Annotated in this window: 18 protein-coding genes; 7 read left to right on the top strand and 11 right to left on the bottom strand. The window is 60.8% G+C overall.

The window, feature by feature from the left end:
* Positions 1-158: 158 nt before the first annotated feature.
* Entirely contained in the window at positions 159-2051 is a 1893-nt protein-coding gene (gene aspS / locus WC026_RS03950; protein ID WP_372709601.1) for an aspartate--tRNA ligase, read from the bottom strand.
* Between the two features lie 260 nt (positions 2052-2311).
* Here aspS and rnd point away from each other — a divergent pair, with 260 nt between their 5' ends.
* The gene (rnd, locus tag WC026_RS03945; protein WP_372709504.1) at positions 2312-3466 is read left to right on the top strand and encodes a ribonuclease D; all 1155 of its coding nucleotides are present in this window, start codon (positions 2312-2314) and stop codon (positions 3464-3466) included.
* A gap of 300 nt (positions 3467-3766) precedes the next feature.
* On the opposite strand, the gene WC026_RS03940 is transcribed toward rnd, so the two are convergent.
* The 7 genes from WC026_RS03940 to WC026_RS03910 form a co-directional block, all read right to left on the bottom strand.
* Positions 3767-4717: a DnaJ C-terminal domain-containing protein gene (locus WC026_RS03940; RefSeq protein WP_372709503.1), complete on the bottom strand. Its 951-nt coding sequence runs from the start codon at positions 4715-4717 to the stop codon at positions 3767-3769.
* 78 nt (positions 4718-4795) lie between these two features.
* Complete coding sequence (locus WC026_RS03935; protein WP_372709502.1) at positions 4796-6331, bottom strand: Ppx/GppA family phosphatase; 1536 nt, start codon at positions 6329-6331, stop codon at positions 4796-4798.
* Between the two features lie 15 nt (positions 6332-6346).
* Positions 6347-8518 (bottom strand): RNA degradosome polyphosphate kinase, encoded by a 2172-nt coding sequence (locus tag WC026_RS03930; protein ID WP_372709501.1) that lies wholly within the window; start codon positions 8516-8518, stop codon positions 6347-6349.
* Positions 8519-8607: 89 nt separating this feature from the next.
* Positions 8608-9282: a hypothetical protein gene (locus WC026_RS03925; RefSeq protein ID WP_372709500.1), complete on the bottom strand. Its 675-nt coding sequence runs from the start codon at positions 9280-9282 to the stop codon at positions 8608-8610.
* 14 nt (positions 9283-9296) lie between these two features.
* The gene (locus WC026_RS03920) at positions 9297-10370 is read right to left on the bottom strand and encodes an AI-2E family transporter (RefSeq protein ID WP_372709499.1); all 1074 of its coding nucleotides are present in this window, start codon (positions 10368-10370) and stop codon (positions 9297-9299) included.
* 39 nt (positions 10371-10409) lie between these two features.
* Complete coding sequence (locus WC026_RS03915; protein WP_372709498.1) at positions 10410-10964, bottom strand: CDP-alcohol phosphatidyltransferase family protein; 555 nt, start codon at positions 10962-10964, stop codon at positions 10410-10412.
* 173 nt (positions 10965-11137) lie between these two features.
* The gene (locus WC026_RS03910) at positions 11138-12259 is read right to left on the bottom strand and encodes a DUF2066 domain-containing protein (RefSeq protein WP_372709497.1); all 1122 of its coding nucleotides are present in this window, start codon (positions 12257-12259) and stop codon (positions 11138-11140) included.
* 215 nt (positions 12260-12474) lie between these two features.
* On the opposite strand from WC026_RS03910, the gene purM reads away from it, so the two are divergent.
* Positions 12475-13605 carry a phosphoribosylformylglycinamidine cyclo-ligase gene (gene purM, locus WC026_RS03905; RefSeq protein WP_372709496.1) on the top strand — a complete coding sequence of 377 codons (1131 nt, stop codon included), beginning with the start codon at positions 12475-12477 and terminating at the stop codon, positions 13603-13605.
* A 40-nt stretch (positions 13606-13645) separates the two neighbouring features.
* Here the strand turns inward: purM and WC026_RS03900 are convergent, their stop codons facing one another.
* Positions 13646-15463 (bottom strand): methanol/ethanol family PQQ-dependent dehydrogenase, encoded by a 1818-nt coding sequence (locus WC026_RS03900; RefSeq protein WP_372709495.1) that lies wholly within the window; start codon positions 15461-15463, stop codon positions 13646-13648.
* 229 nt (positions 15464-15692) lie between these two features.
* Between WC026_RS03900 and WC026_RS03895 the strand changes: the two genes are divergently transcribed.
* The 5 genes from WC026_RS03895 (at position 15693) to WC026_RS03875 (ending at position 20070) form a co-directional block, all read left to right on the top strand.
* Positions 15693-15953: a hypothetical protein gene (locus tag WC026_RS03895; RefSeq protein ID WP_372709494.1), complete on the top strand. Its 261-nt coding sequence runs from the start codon at positions 15693-15695 to the stop codon at positions 15951-15953.
* A 232-nt stretch (positions 15954-16185) separates the two neighbouring features.
* A complete protein-coding gene (locus tag WC026_RS03890; RefSeq protein ID WP_372709493.1) occupies positions 16186-17205 on the top strand; it encodes a glycosyltransferase family 4 protein in 1020 nt (339 codons plus the stop codon).
* A 104-nt stretch (positions 17206-17309) separates the two neighbouring features.
* On the top strand, positions 17310-17966 hold the full coding sequence (purN, locus tag WC026_RS03885; RefSeq protein ID WP_372709492.1) for a phosphoribosylglycinamide formyltransferase: 657 nt from the start codon (positions 17310-17312) through the stop codon (positions 17964-17966).
* A gap of 198 nt (positions 17967-18164) precedes the next feature.
* Complete coding sequence (locus WC026_RS03880) at positions 18165-19526, top strand: cytochrome P450 (protein WP_372709491.1); 1362 nt, start codon at positions 18165-18167, stop codon at positions 19524-19526.
* A 343-nt stretch (positions 19527-19869) separates the two neighbouring features.
* Positions 19870-20070: a hypothetical protein gene (locus WC026_RS03875; RefSeq protein ID WP_372709490.1), complete on the top strand. Its 201-nt coding sequence runs from the start codon at positions 19870-19872 to the stop codon at positions 20068-20070.
* Between the two features lie 180 nt (positions 20071-20250).
* Here the strand turns inward: WC026_RS03875 and WC026_RS03870 are convergent, their stop codons facing one another.
* Both WC026_RS03870 and ndk read right to left on the bottom strand, forming a co-directional pair.
* On the bottom strand, positions 20251-20766 hold the full coding sequence (locus WC026_RS03870; protein ID WP_372709489.1) for a DinB family protein: 516 nt from the start codon (positions 20764-20766) through the stop codon (positions 20251-20253).
* Between the two features lie 71 nt (positions 20767-20837).
* Positions 20838-21260 (bottom strand): nucleoside-diphosphate kinase, encoded by a 423-nt coding sequence (gene ndk, locus WC026_RS03865; protein WP_372709488.1) that lies wholly within the window; start codon positions 21258-21260, stop codon positions 20838-20840.
* Positions 21261-21294 lie beyond the last annotated feature (34 nt).

Here is a 21294-nt window from a genome sequence, read left to right as displayed (position 1 = left end):
GGCATGCAAATGCGCATATCCAGGTGACAACACGGGTTGTGGTTGGCCACCGCCCGCAATCCCTAGACTGGCATTTTCTCCCTACTCATACCTCGCGAACTAATAACTCGCATCCGGCGCCCTTCGAGCTTCGAACGGGCGCTTTTTTTTGGCTGCTGCTAAGCCTTCTTTTCCGGAGCGACGACGCGGAGCGAAAGCTCGCGAAGCTGCTTGGGCGTGACGTCGCTCGGCGCGCCCATCAACAGGTCGTTGGCCTGCTGGTTCATCGGGAAGAGCGCCACCTCGCGCACGGTCTTGCCGCCGGTCAGCAGCATGACGATGCGTTCGATTCCGGCCGCCATGCCACCATGCGGAGGCGCTCCGTACTGGAAGGCGCGGAACAATCCGCCGAAGCGCTGCTCGACGATCTCGGGTCCGAGCCCGGCGATGCCGAACGCCTTGATCATCACCTCTGGCTTGTGATTGCGGATGCCGCCCGAGGCGATCTCGTAGCCGTTGCAAACGATGTCGTACTGGTAGGCTTTGAGCTTCAAGCGATCTTCGTTCGTCGTCGCGGCGTCGAGCGCTTCGCCTCCGCCTTGAGGCATAGAGAAGGGGTTATGCGAGAAGTCGATTTTTTTCTCCTCCTCGTTCCACTCGTAGAACGGGAAGTCGACGATCCAGGCGAGCGCGAACTGGTCTTCCTTGACGAGCTTCAATTCCTGACCAGCGCGATCGCGAGCCGCGCCAGCGAACTTGTAAAAGTTCGCCGGGTTGCCGGCGACGAAGAAAACAGCATCTCCATGTTCGGTCTTCAGCTCATTTAAAAGAATACTGGTTGCCACCTCGCCCAAATTCTTGGCTACAGGCCCTTTTCCGACTCTGTAAAATTCGTTCTCCTGCTCTTTCGCGTAGCCTGCAAAGCCTTTGGCATCCATTGCGGCAACTATTGCTTCATCGAGAGATTTCGGTGGGGGTCCTTGAATGGTCTCGCAAATAATATAACCTAGGCCCGGCTGGCCTTCGCCCTGCGCCCAGGAATTCATGCGATCGCAAAACGCGCGCGAGCCCCCCGTCGGCGCGGGGATCGCCCAGACGCGGACCTTCGGGTCTTTCTCGATCATGCCCGCGAAGACCTTGAAGCCCGAGCCGCGGAAGTGCTCGGTCACGTCCTGCATTTCGATGGGGTTGCGGAGATCCGGCTTGTCGGAGCCGTATTTCGCGATCGCCGTGTCGTAAGGAATGCGCGGCCAGTTGTTCGTCACCGGCTTACCGTTTGCAAATTCCTCGAAGAGGCCGGTGAGCACCGGCTCCATCGTCGAGAACACGTCTTCCTGCTCGACGAAACTCATTTCGACGTCGAGTTGGTAAAATTCGCCGGGTAGGCGGTCGGCGCGCGGATCTTCGTCGCGGAAGCAGGGCGCGATCTGGAAGTAACGGTCGAAGCCCGACACCATCAGCAATTGCTTGTACTGCTGCGGCGCCTGCGGCAGCGCGTAGAACTTGCCCTCGTGAATGCGGCTCGGCACCAGGAAGTCGCGCGCGCCTTCGGGGCTCGATGCGGTCAGGATCGGGGTCGGAAACTCGTTGAAGCCGACGTCATGCATGCGTGCGCGAATGGCGCGCGTAATCTCCAGCCGCTTCATGATGATCGCGTGCAGCGATTCACGGCGCAGGTCGAGGAAGCGATACTGCAGGCGCAGATCTTCCGGATAGTCCGGCTCGCCGAAAACCGGGACAGGAAGTTCCTTGGCGGCCGAGAGCACCTCGATCTCGGTCGCGTAGAGTTCGATCTCGCCGGTCGGAAGATCACTATTTACCGTACCATCCGGCCGGTTGCGGACTTTCCCGTCAATGCGGATGACCCACTCCGAACGCACGGCCTCGGCCGCCTTGAAAGCGGAGCTATCGGGATCGGCGACGACCTGCGTCACGCCGTAGTGGTCGCGCAGGTCGATGAACAGCACGCCGCCGTGGTCGCGGACGCGGTGCACCCAGCCCGACAGCCGAACGTTTTCACCGACATTGGCCTTCCGAAGCGCGCCGCAGGTGTGCGAGCGATAACGATGCAGTTTTGCCTCGGCCATTGCCGGAAACCCTTTGCTCGGTATGGATGGAAATCGCCGCGGAAAAGCGCATGGGGACGGGCGAAAGTCAAGGTTACGGGGCAGCGGCCGAAGTACCCCCAGAGGACGCGCATTGCCGTCGATCGGTTCGCATGAGCCGGCTAAAGGTGCGATGCAACCCAAGACCGCCGCGAATCGCCGTCAGATCGGGCCGCGACCAAGCTGATGGCGACAACCGAAAATCGATACGCTATAGGCGTCCCTAAATGCTGACCATTACCACCACGCCGGAGCTGGCCGCACTTTGCGAAACCCTCTCCAAAAGCGACTACGTTGCGGTTGATACCGAATTTCTGCGCGAGCAGACGTTCTGGCCGCTGCTATGCCTGATCCAGTTGGCTGGGCCCGAGGCCGAGGCGGTCGTCGATCCGCTCGCGCCGGGGCTCGACCTCGCGCCGTTTTACCAGCTGATGGCCGACACCTCGACGGTGAAGGTTTTCCACGCCGCGCGGCAGGATATCGAAATCGTTTTTCTCAAATCGGGGGTTGTACCGGCGCCGGTCTTCGACTCGCAGGTTGCGGCAATGGTCTGCGGCTTCGGCGACAGCATCAGCTACGTCAACCTCGTGAAGAAAACGACGGGCGCGGACCTCGACAAGAGTTCGCGTTTCACGGATTGGAGCCGACGGCCCCTTTCACCCAAGCAGCTCGACTACGCGTTGGCCGATGTCACCTACTTGAGGGACGTGTATCTGCACCTTCGGCAGACGCTCGATAAGACCGGGCGCACGCCGTGGCTGCAGGAAGAGATGGGGGTTCTCACCAATCCCGGCACGTACGACACGTCGCCAGAGAACGCGTGGCAGCGTCTGAGATTACGCGTCAAGGGCCGCAAATCGCTTGGCGTGCTGGTCGAGCTTGCGGCTTGGCGCGAACGCCTCGCGCAACAGCTCGACGTGCCGCGCGGGCGCGTGCTGCGCGACGATGCGCTTTACGACGTCGCCAATCAGATTCCCGTCAACGTCGAAGCGCTCGGACAGTTGCGCACGCTCTCGGACGGTTTCGCGCGCTCGCAACGCGCGAAGGAAATCCTGGAAGCGGTCAAGGCCGGCGCGGCGCGTGATCCTAAGACGCTTCCGAAAATCGAGCGAACCGAGTCCTTGTCGGCCGAAGCGAGCGCGACACTCGAGCTTTTGAAGGTGCTGCTGAAGGCGGCCGCGGCCGAACATGGCGTGGCGCCGCGCATCATCGCGAGCAGCGAAGACCTGGAGCAGCTCGCGATGTCGAATGAGGCAGACATTCTGGCGCTGCAAGGATGGCGCCGCGCATTGTTCGGCGAAGCGGCGCTGAAGCTCAAGCGTGGTGAGCTTGCGCTCACACTCGTCAACGGCGAAGTGCGCGCGGTTCCAGCGAGTCTTTAAGATGGCGATTGGCGACTCTCCTTCGGAGAGCCGGCCGCCAATCGCGGACAAGTGTGATGGCGATTGCCTACACGCGTTCCGTGAGCCGGCCGCCAATCGCATGGTGTGGTCATTCTCGGCCAAGTGCGCCAAAGGCGCATCGAAAGCCGGGAATCCAGCGCAAAGCTTGCGGCAAAATCGATTGAAGAGCCTTCGGCAGTCTTGTGCTGGATCCCCACGCTTGCTCGCAGGGGCTCACCGCGCGTGAGGATGACGAAAATCGAGGCGGCCGGATTTACGAATGAGAGCCGCCAATCGCATTTATTTCCGGCCCGGGTCGTAGCCGTGCTTCTGACGCCACTCGGAAAAGAAGTAGGAGAGACTTTCGTCGATGTCGTGCGGCAGAACAATCTTGACCGTGACGAGTTGATCGCCCGCGCCGGTGCGCGTCCGCACGCCCTTGCCCTTCAGGCGGAACGTCTTGCCGGAACTCGTGCCTTTCGGAACGGCGAGTTGCACGCGACCGGCGGGTGTCGGAACTTCGACGCGGCCGCCAAGCACGGCTTCATCGATCGTTATCGGAAGCTCGAATAGAATGTCGTCGCCGTCGCGTTTGAATTCCGGATGCGGGCGGACCTTGATCTCGATCAGCGCATCGCCCGCTTCGGCGCCGAGCGATCCCGACGTGCCTTTGCCCTTGAGGCGCAGGGTCTGTCCGTCGGTCACGCCCTCGGGCACCGCAAGATCGAGAACGCCCCCATCGGGAAGCGTGACGCGCTTCTTGGCGCCAAGAACCGCTTCAAGAAAATCGATCTCGAGAGAATACCGGAGATCCTGCCCGCGTGCCGCAAAGCCGAACCCTTCGCGCCGGGCTGCGCCAGCACCCGCACTCCCGGCGCCGAACACGTCGGAAAAAATATCGGAAAAGCTGAAGTCCTCGAACGCGCCGGCCTGACCGCCGCGCGCTGCCTGAGGGCCCCGACGAGGCCCGGCGCCCGCTCCGGGACCGGCACCAGCTCCGGCATGTCCCCAGAACGGCCGGCGCGGGTCGCCCTTGCCGTCGATCTCGCCAGCATCGTATTGCCGGCGCTTTTCCGGATCGCTCAGAATGTCGTTCGCGGCCGTGATTTTCTTGAAGCGCTCGCCCGCCGCGGCGTTGTTGGGATTGACGTCCGGATGGTTCGCTTTCGCCAATTTGCGAAACGCCTTGCGGATGTCCTCCTCGGTCGCGCGTCTTGAGACGCCCAAAATGTCGTAGAGGTCTTCCGCCATGGAGGGCCGCTTCATCCTGCAAGCTTGTGCCTGCACTCTATCAGAATTTCTTGCGTCACAAGCGAGGCGAGCTGCCTTTTACCCGCTTATTCTAATTTTTGGCTTTTTGCCGAGCAGATCCGCCAATGCTTCGAATCTGCGGCGAAGTCGCTCGCCGTCAAGCGCGGCATAGGCTCGCGGAATGGTCAGGACAAGCAGCCCATTTTCGTAGTTCAGGGGAATCTGATCGATGACCCCCGCCATCCCGATCGACAGCATATGCGCGGCCCGTATGGCGGCCCCGACAATCCGCGCCCGGCGCTGAACCCTTTTGCTGACGAGGCTTCGCAGCCGTTCGGACAGCTGCTCGCCGTTGCCTTCCGACGTTTCGTGCCGATGGAAGACCGACAGGGCAAGAAAAATGCGGCCCTGATGATCCACGCCTCCGAGACCGGCATGCGCGACTGTGTTGAGGCTTTGCTCGCCGCGATAATCGGGATGGGCGCGCCATCCGACATCCGACAAAAGACAGGCCGCATGGCGAAGACGCCGCTCGTCGGCCGTCTCTTCAAGCGCGGGATCGGCGAAAATCCGATCGGTCCAGCGGCATAGCTCCCAGGCGTGCTCGACGGAGCGCGACCGCAGGGCCGCATAGTCCTCGCAGAAGCTCAGCAATGGATCGCGCATTTGCTCGTGCGGCGGCAGCAGACCGTAAATCAGCCCCTCGCGAATGCCGAATACCGAGAAGACGATCTGGCGCGGCTGCATCCGTCTTATAAGCCGTTCGAGAACCAGAGCACCGAACGGCAGCACTTCGCGACGGGCGCGGGCGACGCTGGCGATGCCCGGGATTTCGAGTGGCTTCTTGGTCTTACGAAACTGCTCGCAGAGATCAATCGCTTCGCGCGCCGAAAGTTTGTAGCCCTGCATCACATGCAACGGATACCGGATTTGCTCCATGTGCAGCTTGGCGAGCGAACGCCACGTTCCGCCGACGGCATAAAAGATCCGGCCCTCGCCGTTAGCAAGCCAGGGCAGGCTTGCGATCGCGCTGTCGATCGGATCGCCCGCGCGCTCAATTCTGTTGCCGGTGGTGTCGATGAGGCGAAGGCCGCCGAGCGGCAGTGTCGCTTCTTCCTTCAAGCGATCTTTTGCGAGATCGACGAGTTCGAGGCTGCCGCCGCCGAGATCACCGGCGATGCCGTCCTCGTCGACAAAGCCCATCATGATGCCCTGAGCCGCGAGCCGCGCTTCCTTCTCTCCCGAAAGGATCTCGATCGAGGTGTCGAGAATGCGCTCACCGCGCTTGATGAAAGAAGCACCGTTCTGAGCGTCGCGGACGGCGGCGGTCGCGATGACCATCAGGTTCTTGACGCTCAGGATGCGCGCAACGGCCTTGAAGCGCGCCAACGCCGCCAAGGCGCGCTCGACGGATTCTTCACCGAGACTTCCCGTGGTCGCAACGGAACGTCCAAGCCCGCACAGAACTTTTTCGTTAAAGACCGGGGTCAGCGCGCGGACGGCGCCCTCATAAACGACAAGACGCACCGAGTTGGAGCCGACGTCGATGACGCCGATAGGCTCCAATTCGGCGGTGCGTTCATTTGCACCCAGGATTTCCTTCCATCGCGTCAAGCAGGCGCCTCAACCTCAACCCGGCTTAACGAAGCGCAGCGGGAAGCTCTCTTTGAGAGATTGCCCGCGGCCTGAAAGCGAGGGATTGGTCATGAAATATTTATGAGCGTTGAACGCTTCCTCTCCGGGCTCCGGCTCGATCCGCGTTGCGCTTCCGTCCGGGTTGATCCGCCAGCTCTGCTGGTTGTCTCTCAAGTTCGCGACCATGATCTGGTTGAGCACCTGCTCGTGGACGGTAGGATTCTTCACCGGCGCCAAGGCCTCGACACGACGGTCGAGATTGCGCGGCATCATATCGGCGGAGCTGATGTAGACGGCGGCATCGGGTGAAGGCAAGGGCCGTCCGTTTGCAAAACAGTAAATGCGGGCATGCTCCAGAAAACGACCGACGATGCTTTTCACACGGATGTTGCTTGAAAGCCCCGGAATGCCCGGTTTCAGGCAGCAAACACCGCGCACGATCAGATCAATCGGCACGCCGGCGTTGCTTGCGTCATAAAGTGCGGAAATAATCTGCGCATCGACGAGCGAATTCATTTTCCACCAGATGCCGCTCGGCTTGCCGGCATTGGCGTGGCGAATCTCTTCCGCGATGTGTGTCATAATCCGATTGCGGATGCCGTGCGGGCTCGCCGCCATGCATTCGAGTTCGATCGGTTCGCCGTAGCCTGTCACAAAATTCAGAATGCGCGTGATGTCGCGGGCGATCACCGGATCGGTCGTAAACAGCGAGAGATCGGTGTAAACGCGCGCCGTCTGCGGGTGATAGTTGCCCGTACCAATATGACAGTACGTCGTCAGTTCGCTGCCTTCGCGCCGGACGATCAATCCGAGCTTGGCATGCGTTTTAAGTTCGGTGAAACCATAAACGACATGGACGCCGGCGCTTTCGAGATCGCGCGCCCAGCGAATATTCGCGGCTTCGTCGAAACGCGCCTTCAGCTCGACCACGGCGGTGACGGATTTGCCGGCCTCGACCGCCTCCTTCAGCGCCTGGATGATCGGGCTGTCGCGTGACGTTCTGTAAAGTGTCCACTTGATCGCCATCACGTTCGGGTCGGCGACGGCCTGGCGCAGATACTGAACGACGACGTCGAAGCTCTCATACGGATGATGAACGACGATGTCTTTCTTGCGCACAGCGGCGAAGCAGTCGCCGCTGAATTCGCGGATGCGTTCGGGAAAGCGGATCGGGAACGGCTTGAACATCAGGTCGGGGCGATCGCCGATGATCAGCTGCGAGGTGTCGGCAAGGGCGAGAATGCCGTCCTTCACGAACACGCTTTCCTCGCGCACCTCCAATTCTTCGATGACGAATTTCTGCAGGCGCTCCGGCATGCGCGCTTCGATCTCGAGACGGATCACGTTGCCGCGCCGACGCCGCTTCAATTGGCTTTCGTAGGAGCGCACGAGGTCTTCGGCCTCTTCCTGCAGCTCGATGTCGCTGTCGCGCAGCACGCGAAACGCGCCTTGGCTCTTGATGTCGAAGCCTGAGAACAACTCGCCAATGAAGAGGCCGATGGCGCTTTCGAGACGGACGAAGCGAATGTCCTTGGGCTTGGCGGGATTGGCTTCGAGCCGAATGAAGCGTTCAAGCGCCCCGGGGATCGGGATCAGACCGTTCATAGCCTTGCCGTCCGACGGACGGACCAATTCCACGACAATCACCATCGCCTTGTTCGGGATGAACGGAAAAGGGTGCGCGGGGTCGGCGGCGATCGGCGTCAGAATCTGGAATATGCGCGTCAGAAACAGCTGCTCGAGCCAGTCGCGCTCGGAGCTGGAGAGTTCTTCGGCCTGCAGGACCGAGAGCCCAGCTTGGGAGAGCTCGGATTTGATCGTCTGCCAAAGAGCCTGCTCTTCAGCCACCAGCTTGGCCGCGAATTTGTTGATGGACGCGAGCTGCTGCATCGGCGTCATGCCGTCTTGCGACAGCGTCGTGATGCCGGCGCGCACCTGGCCATACACGCCCGCCGCGCGGACCATGTAGAACTCATCGAGATTGGCGGCAGCGATCGACAGGAAGCGCAGACGCTCCAGCAGCGGATGCTGTGTGTTTGCCGCTTCCTCGACAACGCGACGATTGAATTGCAGCCAGGATAACTCGCGATTGTAAAAGCGATCAGGTCCTTGCGGGACCTCCTCAGCACCTGACTTCGCGACGCTTCTGCTTTTTGCCGTAGCCATGATTGGGATGCACTCTGAATTCGGCCGAAGGGCCGATCGCGGGTTTACATCTAAAATGCGAAGACGACGCAAAACAAGCGCCGAACTATCTAATATCCGAGGGAATCGAGCGCCGCAGCCGCGATCGCGCGTGTGACGCGCCGCTGCAGCACGAGGGCTTGGCGATCCGCTTCGGCAACGAACCGTTCCGCTGCCGACATGGACCGTTCCATCCGCACCAGGACATAGTCAACAATATGGGGTTCGACGCTCAATTGGCGATCGGCAAATAGTTTGACGAGAACGGCGCGTAAAAGAGCGTCGTCCGGCGCCTCGATCGACGCCAGCGGCAGGGCCTTGAGCCGCGAATGCAGGTCGGGAAGCGCAATTTTGAGGTCCCCCGGCGCGGCATCGGTCGTCAACAGAACCTGAAGGCGCTGTTCGCGAACAAGATTGAGCAGATGAAAGAGGGCTGCTTCGTCGGTCAGCGTCTCGACGTTCTCAATTATGACAGCTCCCGCGGACGCGACGGCGGGAACGCTTTCGCGCGTCAGCGAAGACGCGGCGTGGGGCGTCGCTTCAGCCCGCAGTTGCCAAACATTGGCGAGATGCGTTTTACCGCTGCCTTTCGGTCCGACGAGGATCGCTGCGCCGATAGGCCAATCCGGCCACCTATCGACGAGCGCGACCGCGGCCGCGTTCGAGTCCGAGACGAGAAAATCCTCCAGCCCCATCGCGGCGCGATGCGGCAGTTCAAAGACGAGTTGCTCCGGCATAGTCGGCATTCGGTATCGATACTTTATGCTTCAGCGCTGTCGCGGCCCGTGTAGACCGAAGATGAAAGATACGTCTTGAGCGCGAAGCGTACGAGCACGCCGATTGCGGCGGAAACAGGCACGGCGACGAGAAGACCCAGAAATCCGAACAGATAGCTGAACGTCAGCAGCGCGAAGATCAACCAGACCGGATGCAGCCCCACCTCCGAGCCGATGATGTTGGGCGACAGGATGGCCGACTCGAGCGCCTGTCCCGCAAGCATGATGCCGGCGACGATCAGGATCGGCATGGTTTCGGGCCAGAATTGCAATATCGAAAGAATGATCGCGGTGGCTGTTCCAAGCGTCCAGCCCACGACTGGAATGAAGGCCGCGAGCCCGGTGAACAATCCAACGAGCAGCCCGTATTCCAGTCCGGCAAGGCTCAACGCCACAGCGTAAAACAGCGCCAGCAGGAGGCACACCGCGCCCTGGCCGCGAATGAAGGCGGAAACGCGCTGGTTGATTTCAAGGGCGAGCGCACGAAGCTCGCCCGCGTTGTCACGCGGCAGCCATGAATCGACGTTGGCGACGATTATCGGCCAATCCTTCAGCGTATAAAAAAAGACGATGGGCGTGATCAGGACGAACGAGACGAAGTTGAAAGCCGCCGCGCCCTGGTTCCAGATGCTTTGCGCGACGCCCGCCATCAGCGACGGCATCGATGATGCGAACGCGTCGAGCGCCGACCGAACAGTCGTTTCGGCCTGCGGGTAGCGGGCCCCAAGATAGTCGCGGGCGCTTGTCTCGATCATCAGCTTGATACGATCGATCTGCCGGGGCGCCCCTTCGACGAGGCCCGCCGCTTGTTGCACGAGTATCGGGACGAGGAAGACCAGCGCGACGACGATCAGAAACACCACCAGTCCGAGGAGAAGAATGGATGACGCCCAGCGCGGAAGCCCGACGCGGCGGAGCGCGTCCACGACAGGATTGAAAAAATAGGCGAGCACGAGGCCAATGACGAACGGCAGCAGGACCGGCGCGAGCAGTTGCGCGAGATACGCAAACACAACGGCGGTCACGATCCAGAACAGAGCGTGCCGCTCAATCTGCATGGCCTTCTATCTCCTCCAGTCGGCGTTTACGAAAACGGACTAAGCCTTGGGGTCCGTCGTTTCAGAATACGTCATGTGGTGCAGCCAGATACGCAAGTAGACGCCAAGCGACGCGACGGTCGTTGCGGCCGTCAGCAGGATCAAGAGCTGCACCGGTCCGTTAAGATTCAAAAGAAATGCTTCGTCAGCGAGCACGGTGCCGGCGAGGACGATCTGCACGAGGGTATTGATCTTGCTGATCGCCAGCGGCTTCATCGGCGTCGGGCGATTGAGCAGCCACGACAGAACCACGGCGATGATGATCAGGACGTCACGGGAAACCACGAGGATGACGAGCCAGGACGGCAGCCGTGCGGTGACGCCCAAGGCGATGAATATGCAAACGATCAGCAGCTTGTCGGCCAGCGGATCGAGGTAAGCTCCGAGTTCGGTTTCCCAGCCGAAACGCTTCGCCAAAAATCCGTCGACAGCGTCCGAAATGCCCGCGACGACGAACACGAGAAATGCGGGCTGCAGTTCTCCCGTCAGCAGCAACCAGAACACGACAGGCACGAGGATGACCCGACCGAGCGTAATAAGATTAGGGATACTCACGCCGAATTTGATCCTGTGTTCGGGGCCGCCCCGCGCGGGGGTGCGCGGCTCGATCGCGCCGCGCGATCCTACCTAGCCTCTCGGGGTTCATCCCGTCGAGCACATCTGCCAAAATGGATGCAAAAAAACCACCCGTGCGAGGCATTTTCGATCAAAGCAAGCGCAGCTGAACATCAGTAGCCGGGCCTAAGCACCCAACCCGTCTCAGTATTTGCGAACCTAAGGCCGCGCGCGCCCAGCGTGTTCGCAAGACCACGAATCCCGCCGACAAATTTCAATGTGATATTGGCATCGTGGTCCGACACCGACAGGATGTTGAGGCTATCGATGCCGGGCGTATCGAGCAGCTGAGTGCGAATCTGGTCCCACTGTCCGGGACCTGAGAACTCGGCCACGAATGTCACATCGTCGCCGCCCCCACCGCTCGAGGCTTCCCAGACGGGCGTATCGCCGGCGGCCTGCGGTGCGGCAGTTACGGCGCCGGACTTCGACGCCTTCCACCGGCCCTCGAGTACACCCAGCGCCACGACGGCTGCGAGCTGGGACGCATAATCGACGTCGCCGTCCGAAAGCCGGTAGGTGCGCTTCAGCAGAATTGTCCCGACCGTATCGCGGCCCGCCAACGTCACGGTGAGCTTCTTGGCGGCAAGGTCGGGCTCGGCAACGGCGAGAACGATCAGCTTGGCGCCGTAGGCGGCGTTCAAGGCGCGCAGACCCGCGTCGTCGCCTGAAAGCACTTTCGCGACTGTGTCGGATTGAATATCCGGCTTGAGGTCGGCGATGCTGATGGGCGTGATCGTGTGATCGAGATCGAGCCCTGTCCAGGCGCGATGCCAGATGCCATTGTCGTTGGCAACGGTGGCGGGCTCGCCTTGCAGCGACGCCGTCACGACCGTTACCGGCGCCGCCTGCTCATCGACGAACGGAATCCCCTCACGCGACAGAAGCGACCGCACGCCGTCGGGCTGAAACGAAAAATCCAAATTAGCGATATAGGCCGTCGCCGAGTTGCGCTCTGATCGGACGGTCACGCCCGACACGAGATCGGCAGCTTTCACGTTCGAAACGCGCGTGAGTTGCTTATAGGCGGTGACCGGCACGATGCGTTTCAGGAGGGAGCGGAACGCGGCCTGCTGGCCATCGGCCAGCGCCTGCTGCTTGGCCGCGACGGCGTTGTCTGCCGACGCCTCGACGGGGTAGTTGGCAACCGTGTAGGGCAAGTTGGCACCTGCGGCGAAAGCCGCTTGGCCCGTCAAAGCCGAAGCGATTGCCCAGAAGGTTAAAGCAACTGCCAAGGAGCGACCGGCGCGCACTGCATTCCCCTTCGTCGTGGATACCCCGGCCCGAATGCCTCAGCCGGCGGAGGCTTCGTTGCCCTCGTTCGTCTGGGCTGCTACGACCGCCATGACGTGTTGGCAATGGGGCAAAAGTGAGTTTAACGACACGCCACGCTGCCGTCGCCCACAAAGATGCAGAGGCCCTTGCCTCGCTCTACTTTTTTCGAGGATTGATGCCGTCGCCCACAGATAAATCCCAGAAGCCGATGACCTACGCCGACGCCGGTGTGGACATCGATGCCGGGAACGCACTTGTCGCCGCAATCAAGCCGCTGGCCAAAGCCACGAGCCGGGCCGGCGCCGACGTCGACCTCGGAGGTTTCGGCGGGCTGTTCGATTTGAAGCGGGCGGGGTTTCGCGATCCCATTCTCGTTGCCGCCAACGACGGTGTTGGCACCAAGCTCAAGATCGCGATCGATAGCGGACAGCACTCGACGATCGGCATCGATCTCGTTGCGATGTGCGTCAACGATCTCGTCGTGCAGGGCGCGGAACCCTTATTTTTTCTCGATTACTTCGCGGTCGGGAAACTCGATACGCATGTGGCGCGCGATGTCATCGCGGGCATCGCCGAGGGCTGCAAGCAAGCAGGCTGCGCCCTGATCGGCGGCGAGACCGCCGAGATGCCAGGCATGTATAAAGCGGGCGACTATGACCTCGCGGGCTTTTCGGTCGGAGCCGTCGAGCGCGGAGAAATTCTGCCGCGTGCGGATATTGCGGTCGGCGACGTTCTGATTGGGCTCACATCGTCGGGAGTTCATTCCAACGGCTACAGTCTGGTTCGTAAGCTGGCCGAGCGGGCCGGGATCGACTGGAGCGCCGCGGCGCCCTTCGCGCATGGCCGAACCTATGCGGAAGCGCTGCTGACGCCGACGCGCATCTACGTGAAACCGCTGCTCGACGCGATCCGCGCAACGGGCGGATCTGGCCCGAACGGGGCGATCAAAGCCTTGTCTCACATCACCGGCGGCGGGTTGTCCGAAAATCTGCCGCGCGTGATGCCGAAGGATGCCGCTGCTCGCGTCGATCTTTCAGCCTTCAAGGCGCCTGCGGTTTTCGGGTGGCTCGCGAAAGAAGGACAGCTCGACGACGCAGAAATGCTGCGCACGTTCAACTGCGGCATCGGCATGGTCGTTGTCGTGGGCAAGTCGCGCACCGACGAGGTCATCGCGGCTCTGAAATCGGCGGGTGAGGATCCTGTCGTCATCGGCGATATCGTTCCGCCGACCGGCGAAAAGTCGGAGGCCAAGGGCAAGGGCGAAGCCTGGGCCGTGGCGTATGACGGGCGGCTTCAGTTCGGCTGAAGCGCCAGGGCGGTCGTGCGAACCTTCGATTGAGCGTGCGTCAGGGCAAAGAGAATACGGTCAGCGAGCCGCCAGCGCTGGTGTACGCGGAGAGGTTCGCAAATCCGCCGACGGCGCCCGAGCCGTCGTCCGGGTTCGTCAGTCCGGCTGCGAGGCCGATCCCCGCCCAGCCGCCGACTCCCGAGTACACCGCGACGTATTGCTTGCCGCCATGCATATACGTCATCGCGTTGCCGATGATTCCGGACGGGGTCTTGAACTTGAACAGCTCCTTGCCGTCCTTCTGGTCGACGGCTTTGAAGTAACCTTCGAGCGTGCCGTAAAACGCGATGCCGCCCGCCGTCGTCAGCGCGCCGGACCAGACTGAAAAGCGCTCCGGCTTCGACCAGACGATTTTGCCTTTCGCGCCGTCCCACGCGATGAAATTGCCAAGATCCGGCGTATCGGGAGCCGGATACATCGCGAGCGTCGCGCCGACGTAGGGCTGTCCGGCAGTGTAGCGGACTTTGAACGGCTCATAATCCATGCAGAGGTGGTTGGTCGGGACGTAGAACAGGCCGGTCAACTTCGAATAGGACGCAGGCTGCTGATTCTTGGCGCCGAGCGACGACGGGCAGATGCCTTTCGTGACCTCATCGACGCCGGTTTTAAAGGGCTCGTATTTCTCGACGAGCTTCGGCCGGCCGTAGGTCGGGCTCGTCTTGTCCATGTCGATCGCGGATGCCCAGTTGACCGAAGCATCGAATTTCTCGGCGACGAGAAGTTCGCCCGTCACGCGGTCCCATGTGTAGGCGAAGCCGTTGCGGTCGAAATGCGTAACCGCCTTGCGCATCCGGCCGTCGATCTCAAGATCCGCCAGGATCGGCTCATTGATGCCGTCGTAGTCCCATTGGTCGAACGGCGTCATCTGATACACCCACTTCGCGATGCCCGTGTCGACGTCGCGGGCGAACATCGCCATCGCCCATTTCTGATCGATCGGCTTGCGGTCGGGCCCGGCGCGCTGCGCCGGATTCCATGTCGACGGATTGCCGGTGCCGTAATAGATCAGGTTGAACTCGGGATCGTAGGCCATGTAGCCCCACGTCGGGCCACCGCCGATTTGCCACTGATCGCCGTTCCAGGTGTTGATGGAGGAATTTTCGCCGACCGGCTTGCCGAGCGACGTGGTTTTCTCAGGATCGACCAGGATGTCGGAATCTGGACCCATCGAATAGGCGCGCCAGATTCTGTTGCCCGAATTCAGGTCGTAGGCGGTGAGATAGCCGCGCACGCCGAACTCGCCGCCGGATATGCCCACGATAACTTTATCTTTTGCGATCAGCGGAGCGCCGGTTCCGGTCGCGCCGAGCTTCGGATCGCCGTCCATTACCTTCCACAATTTAGTGCCCGTCTTCGCGTCGAGCGCGATCAAAGACGTGTCGGCCGTGTGCAGAAGGATTTTGCCTTCAGCATACTGCACGCCGCGATTGATCGTATCGCAGCACATTACCGAAATGACGGACGCATCCTGCTTCGGCTCGTACTTCCAGATGATTTTCTGCTCGTCGTTGAGATCGAGCGCCATCACGACATTCGGAAAGGGCGTGTGAACGTACATGATATTGCCGATCACAAGCGGGCCGCCCTCGTGCCCCCGGAGCACGCCCGTCGAAAAGCTCCACGCGACCTTGAGATCGCCGACGTTGGCGGCCGTGATCTGATCGAGCTTGGAATATCGCATACCGGCATAATCTCCGGACTGGATAGCCCAATTTTCCGGATTGCGTGAAAGTTGGATGACGTTCTGATTTGCATAGGCGCAAGGAGAATATGCAAGGATCGCCACCGCGAGCGCGCCCCATCTGCCATCGATCATGCCAAGCTCCGAACGCACGCCGCGCCATCCGCCGCAATTGCCTTGCGAAGCTTATCGCGCGGCGGCCCCGTCAATAAAGATTTCAGCGGTTGCTCCACATTGCCGCAAGCCGGCGCGAAACGCGCCGTCAATTGGGGACGCGCGCAAAATCGCCTTCTGTCCGCCACCGAACTGAAAAATTCCGCGCGTAACCTTCGCTCGCGAATCAACCTTCCCCCCGAGGTCTCCGATGACGGCATGTACCCCAACTTCCAATTTGATGATTGGAGAGCTTATCGAGATCAAATACCGCATCTCGCGTTTGGCGGTAAATGGGACGACCCCTGATTTCACTGAGCGATGGATCTCGGCTCGCATCGTTCATAACGATAACGATGCGCCGCCCATGGCACGCCTCGCGGACGGGCAGCTGACCGACATTCGCGCCTACATGACTTGGCGGCGAATTCCCGGCTCCGAAGCCGCCTTCGTAGGCCCGCTTCGAGGTTAACTGATTTCCATCAAAATGGCCCGCGTCGGGCTTCGCGCCGCCGCTGTCATACAAACGAAAAAGGCGGGCGTCACAAGCAGAGGTGTTCGGATAGAGATTCGGAACAGCCTTTGCTGAAGCGCGCCCAATTCGACAGGCTCTCATGCTCGGTGGCTGGCCGGGAGCGGGGTTCGTTCGAGCCCGCCCGCATCCATGTCTCCGTGCACATTGCGTTCTGCAGCGGAGCCGGGTGATGCGCATCCTGATCGCCACCGATGCCTGGCGGCCGCAGATCAACGGCGTCGTTCGGACGTATGAAAATCTGCGCCATGCGTTGGAAGAGTCGAGTCATCAGGTCATCGTTCTCTCGCCGTCCGATTTCATGACGCTGCCCTGTCCTGGATACCGCGAGATCCGGCTGGCGCTGCCCAACATGGCGTTCATCGCCGAGCACGTTCTCAGAAACGGCGTCGAACACGTGCATATCGCGACGGAAGGGCCGATAGGCTGGGCGACACGTTCGATCTGCCTGCGCCACGGCGTTCGCTTCACGACATCGTTTCACACGCGCTTTCCCGAGTATCTCGAAACGTACATCGGCTTGCCCGCGTCCATCAGCTATCGGGTCCAACGACGCTTTCACCGCCGCAGCATCGGCACGTTCGTCGCGACACCGTCGCTCAAGACCGAACTGGAGCGGCGCGGGTTCGAACGGCTGATGCCCTGGGCGCGGGGCGTCGATACGACGTTGTTTCTCCCGCGACCGGACGCAACGAAAAAGCCTTGCGCGCCGACATTTCTCTATGTCGGACGGGTTTCGCCGGAAAAGAATATCGCGGCATTCCTCAATCTCGACCTGCCTGGACGGAAGGTTGTGGTGGGGGACGGCCCCTTGCTTCACCTGCTGCGCAGGCAGCATCCGAACGTCGACTTCAAAGGCTCGAAAACGGGCGATGCGCTGGCTTCCGAATATTCGGCTGCGGACGTCTTCGTGTTTCCAAGCCGGACGGACACCTTCGGCCTCGTAATGCTGGAGGCCATGGCATCCGGTCTGCCGATCGCCGCTTATCCGGTGATGGGACCGATCGACATCGTCACACCCGGCCTCACCGGCATATTGTCGGAGGATCTGCGCGCCGCCGCCCTGCAGGCGCTCGAACTCAATCCGCTCAAGGTTCGCGCCGAAGCGATGAACTACGATTGGTCGAGTGTCGCAGAGATTTTCGTCGACAACGTGTACCGGGCGCGCGAGGCCGGTCGGACGATCGGTTAAAATCAAAGGTAAATCGCCCCAGATCAAACGAAGTCCGAAACCGATCGTCTAGGGTCCATAGGCTCGCTCTCGCGCTTTCCATTCCGGGGTGCTAAGCCGCATCCATGACGATCAAAAAAGTTCGCACCGCCATTCTGATCTCGGGCCGCGGCTCAAACATGCAGGCCCTCGCCGATGCGGCGCGGGACGACGACTATCCTGCCGAAATCGTGCTGATCGCGTCCAATCGCCCGGACGCGGCGGGCCTGGAATGGGCAAAGGCTCGCGGGCTGCCGACCTTGGCGATCGACCACAAAAACTATGCGAACCGCGAGGCCTTCGAGGAAGCGCTTCAGAATGCGCTTGCGTCCGCCAAGACGGAGCTCGTCGCGCTTGCGGGTTTCATGCGGCTGATGACTGCGGACTTCGTCGAGCATTGGCGGGACAGGATGATCAATATCCATCCGTCCCTATTGCCGAGCTTCAAGGGTTTGCATACGCACGAACGAGCTTTAGATGCGGGCGTGAAGATTGCCGGCTGCACGGTGCACTTCGTCCGGCCCAAGATGGACGAGGGGCCGATCATCGGCCAAGCCGCCGTCCCGGTGCTGAGCGGTGACGATCCGGACACACTCGCGGCGCGCGTCCTTGCCGCAGAGCACCGGCTGTACCCGGCATCGTTAAAGCTGGTGACTGGCGGGCAAGTTCGTGTCGAAGGAGAAAAAACTGTTATTTTTCATAACAGTAACGTGAGTTCTCCGATCTATTCACCAGGTCTTTGAAGTGGAAAACTACCTTCTAGTTACCTTGCGCTGGCGGTCGCATGGACAGCTCCCCCCCGAAGCGTGGTATTTTTAAGTTGCCCGAAGAGGGATATCCGGGAAATTGAAGTGCCGACCCGAGTTTAGCTGGTTGTTCAAAAGCGCCTAGCGGCTGCGCTCCGAGGCACGGGTTCGCTGCTCCGAAATGGAGGCATCAAAATGGAAACGACACCCAGCCACACGATCGGGCTTGGCGAGGAGTCGAGCATCTGGTTCAAGCTCACGCCGTTGCTGCGGGGCGATCCGGAAAACCCGATGCGCATCCTCATGCACATGATGGATCGCTATGGGCCGGTGCTGCCGGTCAACATGGCGAACCAGCGCGTCGTTCTTATTTCAGAACCCGAATACTTCAAGCATGTGCTGGTTACGAAGGTCGACAACTACATCAAATACTTCGATGGCCTGAAGCCGATCTTCGGCAAGTCGATGATCACGAACGACGGCGTGCTCTGGCAGAAAATCCGCATGCCGCAGCAGCCCGCTTTCCATCCTGATATGTTCGCCGAGTACATCCCCTATTTCCTCAAGGCGATCGATACGAAGATGGCGCTGTGGGCCGATCTCGCCAAAAGCGGCGAGACGGTCGAAATGGTCGAGCAGACCTGGACGCTTGCCGCGGACATGATCTGCAAGGCGCTGTTCGATCGCAACATGCCTTTCAATCCGCACGTCGTATTCAAGTGCGTGAAGACCTACACCGACGTGATGAACCATCGCGACATTCGCCTGCGCAAGCAGGCGGGCGAAGTTTTCGAGATGTCGGAAGAAAACGCAGCAAAGGCGATGGAAGTCTGGGGTAGCGTGCCTCCGGCCGTCATTGACGCCGATCCGCGCGAGGAGCGCGAGCGCACGCTGCTCAAGATGATCCAGGCGGCGGTCGACGATCCGTCGGTCCCGGAATTCGACGCCGCACAGGCGGTCGACGAGCTTAAGCAGTATCTCTGGGCCGGCACGGAAACGACGGCTCTGACGCTTGCGTGGGCGCTTTATGAAACGTCGCGGCGCCCCGAAGCTGCCGAACGCATCCGCCGCGAAGGCGAAGAAGTTTATGGCGACCGCGAGCCGACGGCCGCCGACTACTCGGGCCTCGTCTATACGCGTGCCGTCATTCAGGAAACGATGCGCATCTATCCGCCCATCTGGGGCCTGATCCGCGTTGCTGTGGCCGAGGACGAGATCGGCGGCGTCAAGATCAATCCGGGCGATCGCGTCACGCTGTTTGCCTACGCAGCGCACCACAATCCGAAATTCTGGCCGGAGCCCGAGTCGTTCCAGCCCGAGCGCTGGATGGCGGGCAATGCGAAGAAGCAGGTCAAGTACAGCTACATTCCGTTCGGCGGCGGAAAACGCTCGTGCATCGGCGGGGCAATGAGCCAAGTCGAAAACACGCTGGCGCTATCGCTGCTGCTTCGTCGTTTCCGGCCGGAATACGTCGGAAGCGATCCGGCACGGCTCAATGCAACGGTGACTTTGACGCCGAAGGGCGGCCTGCCTTTCAAGATCAGAGAATTGAGCTGATCCCACGCAGTTGGAGGCGTACGTCGCCTCCAATGACGTTCGGCGCCCCTTTCGCTTCGTAGCCCTCACCTAAACGTGATGACGCTGAAGGCGCGCGTTCGCGGGCGGCAAGCAGGTTATCCACAGCTTCCAATCGCACCGCATCATTGGTGATGCTTCCTGGAAATGCTCAGAGAAATGCAAATTGGGTTGTAGAGGGCTCGCACGTGCGAGAATGGCGGGTATGCGGAATGGGTTAATGCTGTCATAGTCTCGGCACGTTATGGATTTAGCAAGGAATTTCGAGCGTCAGTTACCTTGTACGTACCTTTTGTGTGTTCCAACTCCAGGAGACCCCCCGGCCATGGAGTCCGTGAAAACCACAGTTCTAGGCAAGCCCGTATTCCTGCTCACGGGAGCTAGATCGCGCAAAACGACACTCAAAGGCAAGCACTCGCATACGCTTGTCGTCGAGGCGCCAGAAAAACTCATAGAAACTGCACGCCGCAATCCCGATGCTGTTGCCTTCGGGTTCGTCGCGGGCAGTTGGGTCGCGGCCGCCTAAGCGCCGATTACCGTCCGGCTCGTCGAGGTGCGTAACCTCCACACCCACATAGAGCCGGACGAAGCGCCCGAGGGCCGACCGACGTACAGTGTTTCCGGCGGCCCTTGCGGCGATCGAGTTCAGAAGCAAAATCCGAGATAAGTCCAGGACCGCGCGTTCGCAGCGACGATTGTGCCTCCGTCAATCAATCGCGACGACCGGACCAAACGGAAGATCGGTCACGCCGGGATTGATGCCGAAACCCGTCAGCAGCGTGTTCACCTGACCGCGATGGTGTGTCTGATGGTTGAAGAGATGGGTGATGAGCAACGCTTTTGAAGCCGTCACCTCGCGCCCTGCACTCGCTGAAAACCATGTCAGGTCGCCCGCCAGTGCCGCGTCGTCGATGTTATCAGCGAAGCTTTGAATATGCGCGTCGAAGCGCTGGCGCTCACCTAGAAGCTCATCCCACGTCTCGAAAGCCGCCAATCCTTCCGGTATCGTCCGCGCGGCCGGCAGCGAAGCCGCGCCGAAGCGCGCCAGCCACATCTGATCGGCCCATAAAATATGATTGAGCGTCGCATGGATCGAGCCGAAGAACGCGCCGCGATTTTCCCGGCGCTGTGCATCGGTCAGTTTCCCCGCCGCATCGTAGACGTTCCGATTTTGCCACGTGTTGTAGCGAGCCATCGTCTGAACGTAGGCGGCGGAAATCATTGCTCGCTTCTCGCATCGGGGACCGAGCGGCACCGTTTTTCAGCGCCGCCCGGAAGACTGCACGGACGAGTTTAGCCGACGATTTCTTCGAGGCGGAAGTTCAGCGTGATCTCGCGATCGGCGGCGGCGGAGCTGTCCGACCCGTGTGTCGAGTTCGAACCCTTCGATTCCGCGAAGAGCTTGCGCACCGTTCCCTCGGCGGCTTCCTTGGGGTCGGTTGCGCCCATGACTTCGCGGTATTTTGCGATCGCGTTTTCGCCTTCGAGAACCTGCAAAACGATCGGCCCGGAGGTCATAAAATCCACGAGTTCGCCGTAAAACGGACGCGCCTTATGTTCCTCGTAGAATTTCTCGGCCTGCGCCCGGGTCCAGCGGACGCGCTTCTGAGCGACGATGCGGAGGCCCGCGCCTTCGATCACGGCATTGATCTTGCCGGTCAGATTGCGGCGCGTTGCGTCCGGCTTAATAATTGAAAACGTACGTTCAACGGCCATAAGTCTGCCTCGCTTTGCGGTTTCCTGAGAGTTG

It is taken from the genome of Hyphomicrobium sp., from assembly GCF_041674905.1.
Classification (GTDB): domain Bacteria; phylum Pseudomonadota; class Alphaproteobacteria; order Rhizobiales; family Hyphomicrobiaceae; genus Hyphomicrobium_B.
The sequence above is the reverse complement of the archived record's forward strand: the minus strand, read 5'-3'. Positions and strand labels throughout refer to the sequence as shown.

Bases quoted from the DNA above. Each gene is read 5' to 3' on its own strand.
- purM (WP_372709496.1), top strand. From the start codon at position 12,475: ATGCCGTCGCCCACAGATAAATCCCAGAAGCCGATGACCTACGCCGAC.
- WC026_RS03880 (WP_372709491.1), top strand. From the start codon at position 18,165: ATGGAAACGACACCCAGCCACACGATCGGGCTTGGCGAGGAGTCGAGC.
- rnd (WP_372709504.1), top strand. From the start codon at position 2,312: ATGCTGACCATTACCACCACGCCGGAGCTGGCCGCACTTTGCGAAACC.
- WC026_RS03920 (WP_372709499.1), bottom strand. From the start codon at position 10,370: ATGCAGATTGAGCGGCACGCTCTGTTCTGGATCGTGACCGCCGTTGTG.
- WC026_RS03875 (WP_372709490.1), top strand. From the start codon at position 19,870: ATGGAGTCCGTGAAAACCACAGTTCTAGGCAAGCCCGTATTCCTGCTC.
- WC026_RS03890 (WP_372709493.1), top strand. From the start codon at position 16,186: ATGCGCATCCTGATCGCCACCGATGCCTGGCGGCCGCAGATCAACGGC.
- ndk (WP_372709488.1), bottom strand. From the start codon at position 21,260: ATGGCCGTTGAACGTACGTTTTCAATTATTAAGCCGGACGCAACGCGC.
- WC026_RS03900 (WP_372709495.1), bottom strand. From the start codon at position 15,463: ATGATCGATGGCAGATGGGGCGCGCTCGCGGTGGCGATCCTTGCATAT.
- WC026_RS03930 (WP_372709501.1), bottom strand. From the start codon at position 8,518: ATGGCTACGGCAAAAAGCAGAAGCGTCGCGAAGTCAGGTGCTGAGGAG.
- WC026_RS03925 (WP_372709500.1), bottom strand. From the start codon at position 9,282: ATGCCGACTATGCCGGAGCAACTCGTCTTTGAACTGCCGCATCGCGCC.
- WC026_RS03940 (WP_372709503.1), bottom strand. From the start codon at position 4,717: ATGGCGGAAGACCTCTACGACATTTTGGGCGTCTCAAGACGCGCGACC.
- WC026_RS03895 (WP_372709494.1), top strand. From the start codon at position 15,693: ATGACGGCATGTACCCCAACTTCCAATTTGATGATTGGAGAGCTTATC.
- purN (WP_372709492.1), top strand. From the start codon at position 17,310: ATGACGATCAAAAAAGTTCGCACCGCCATTCTGATCTCGGGCCGCGGC.
- WC026_RS03870 (WP_372709489.1), bottom strand. From the start codon at position 20,766: ATGATTTCCGCCGCCTACGTTCAGACGATGGCTCGCTACAACACGTGG.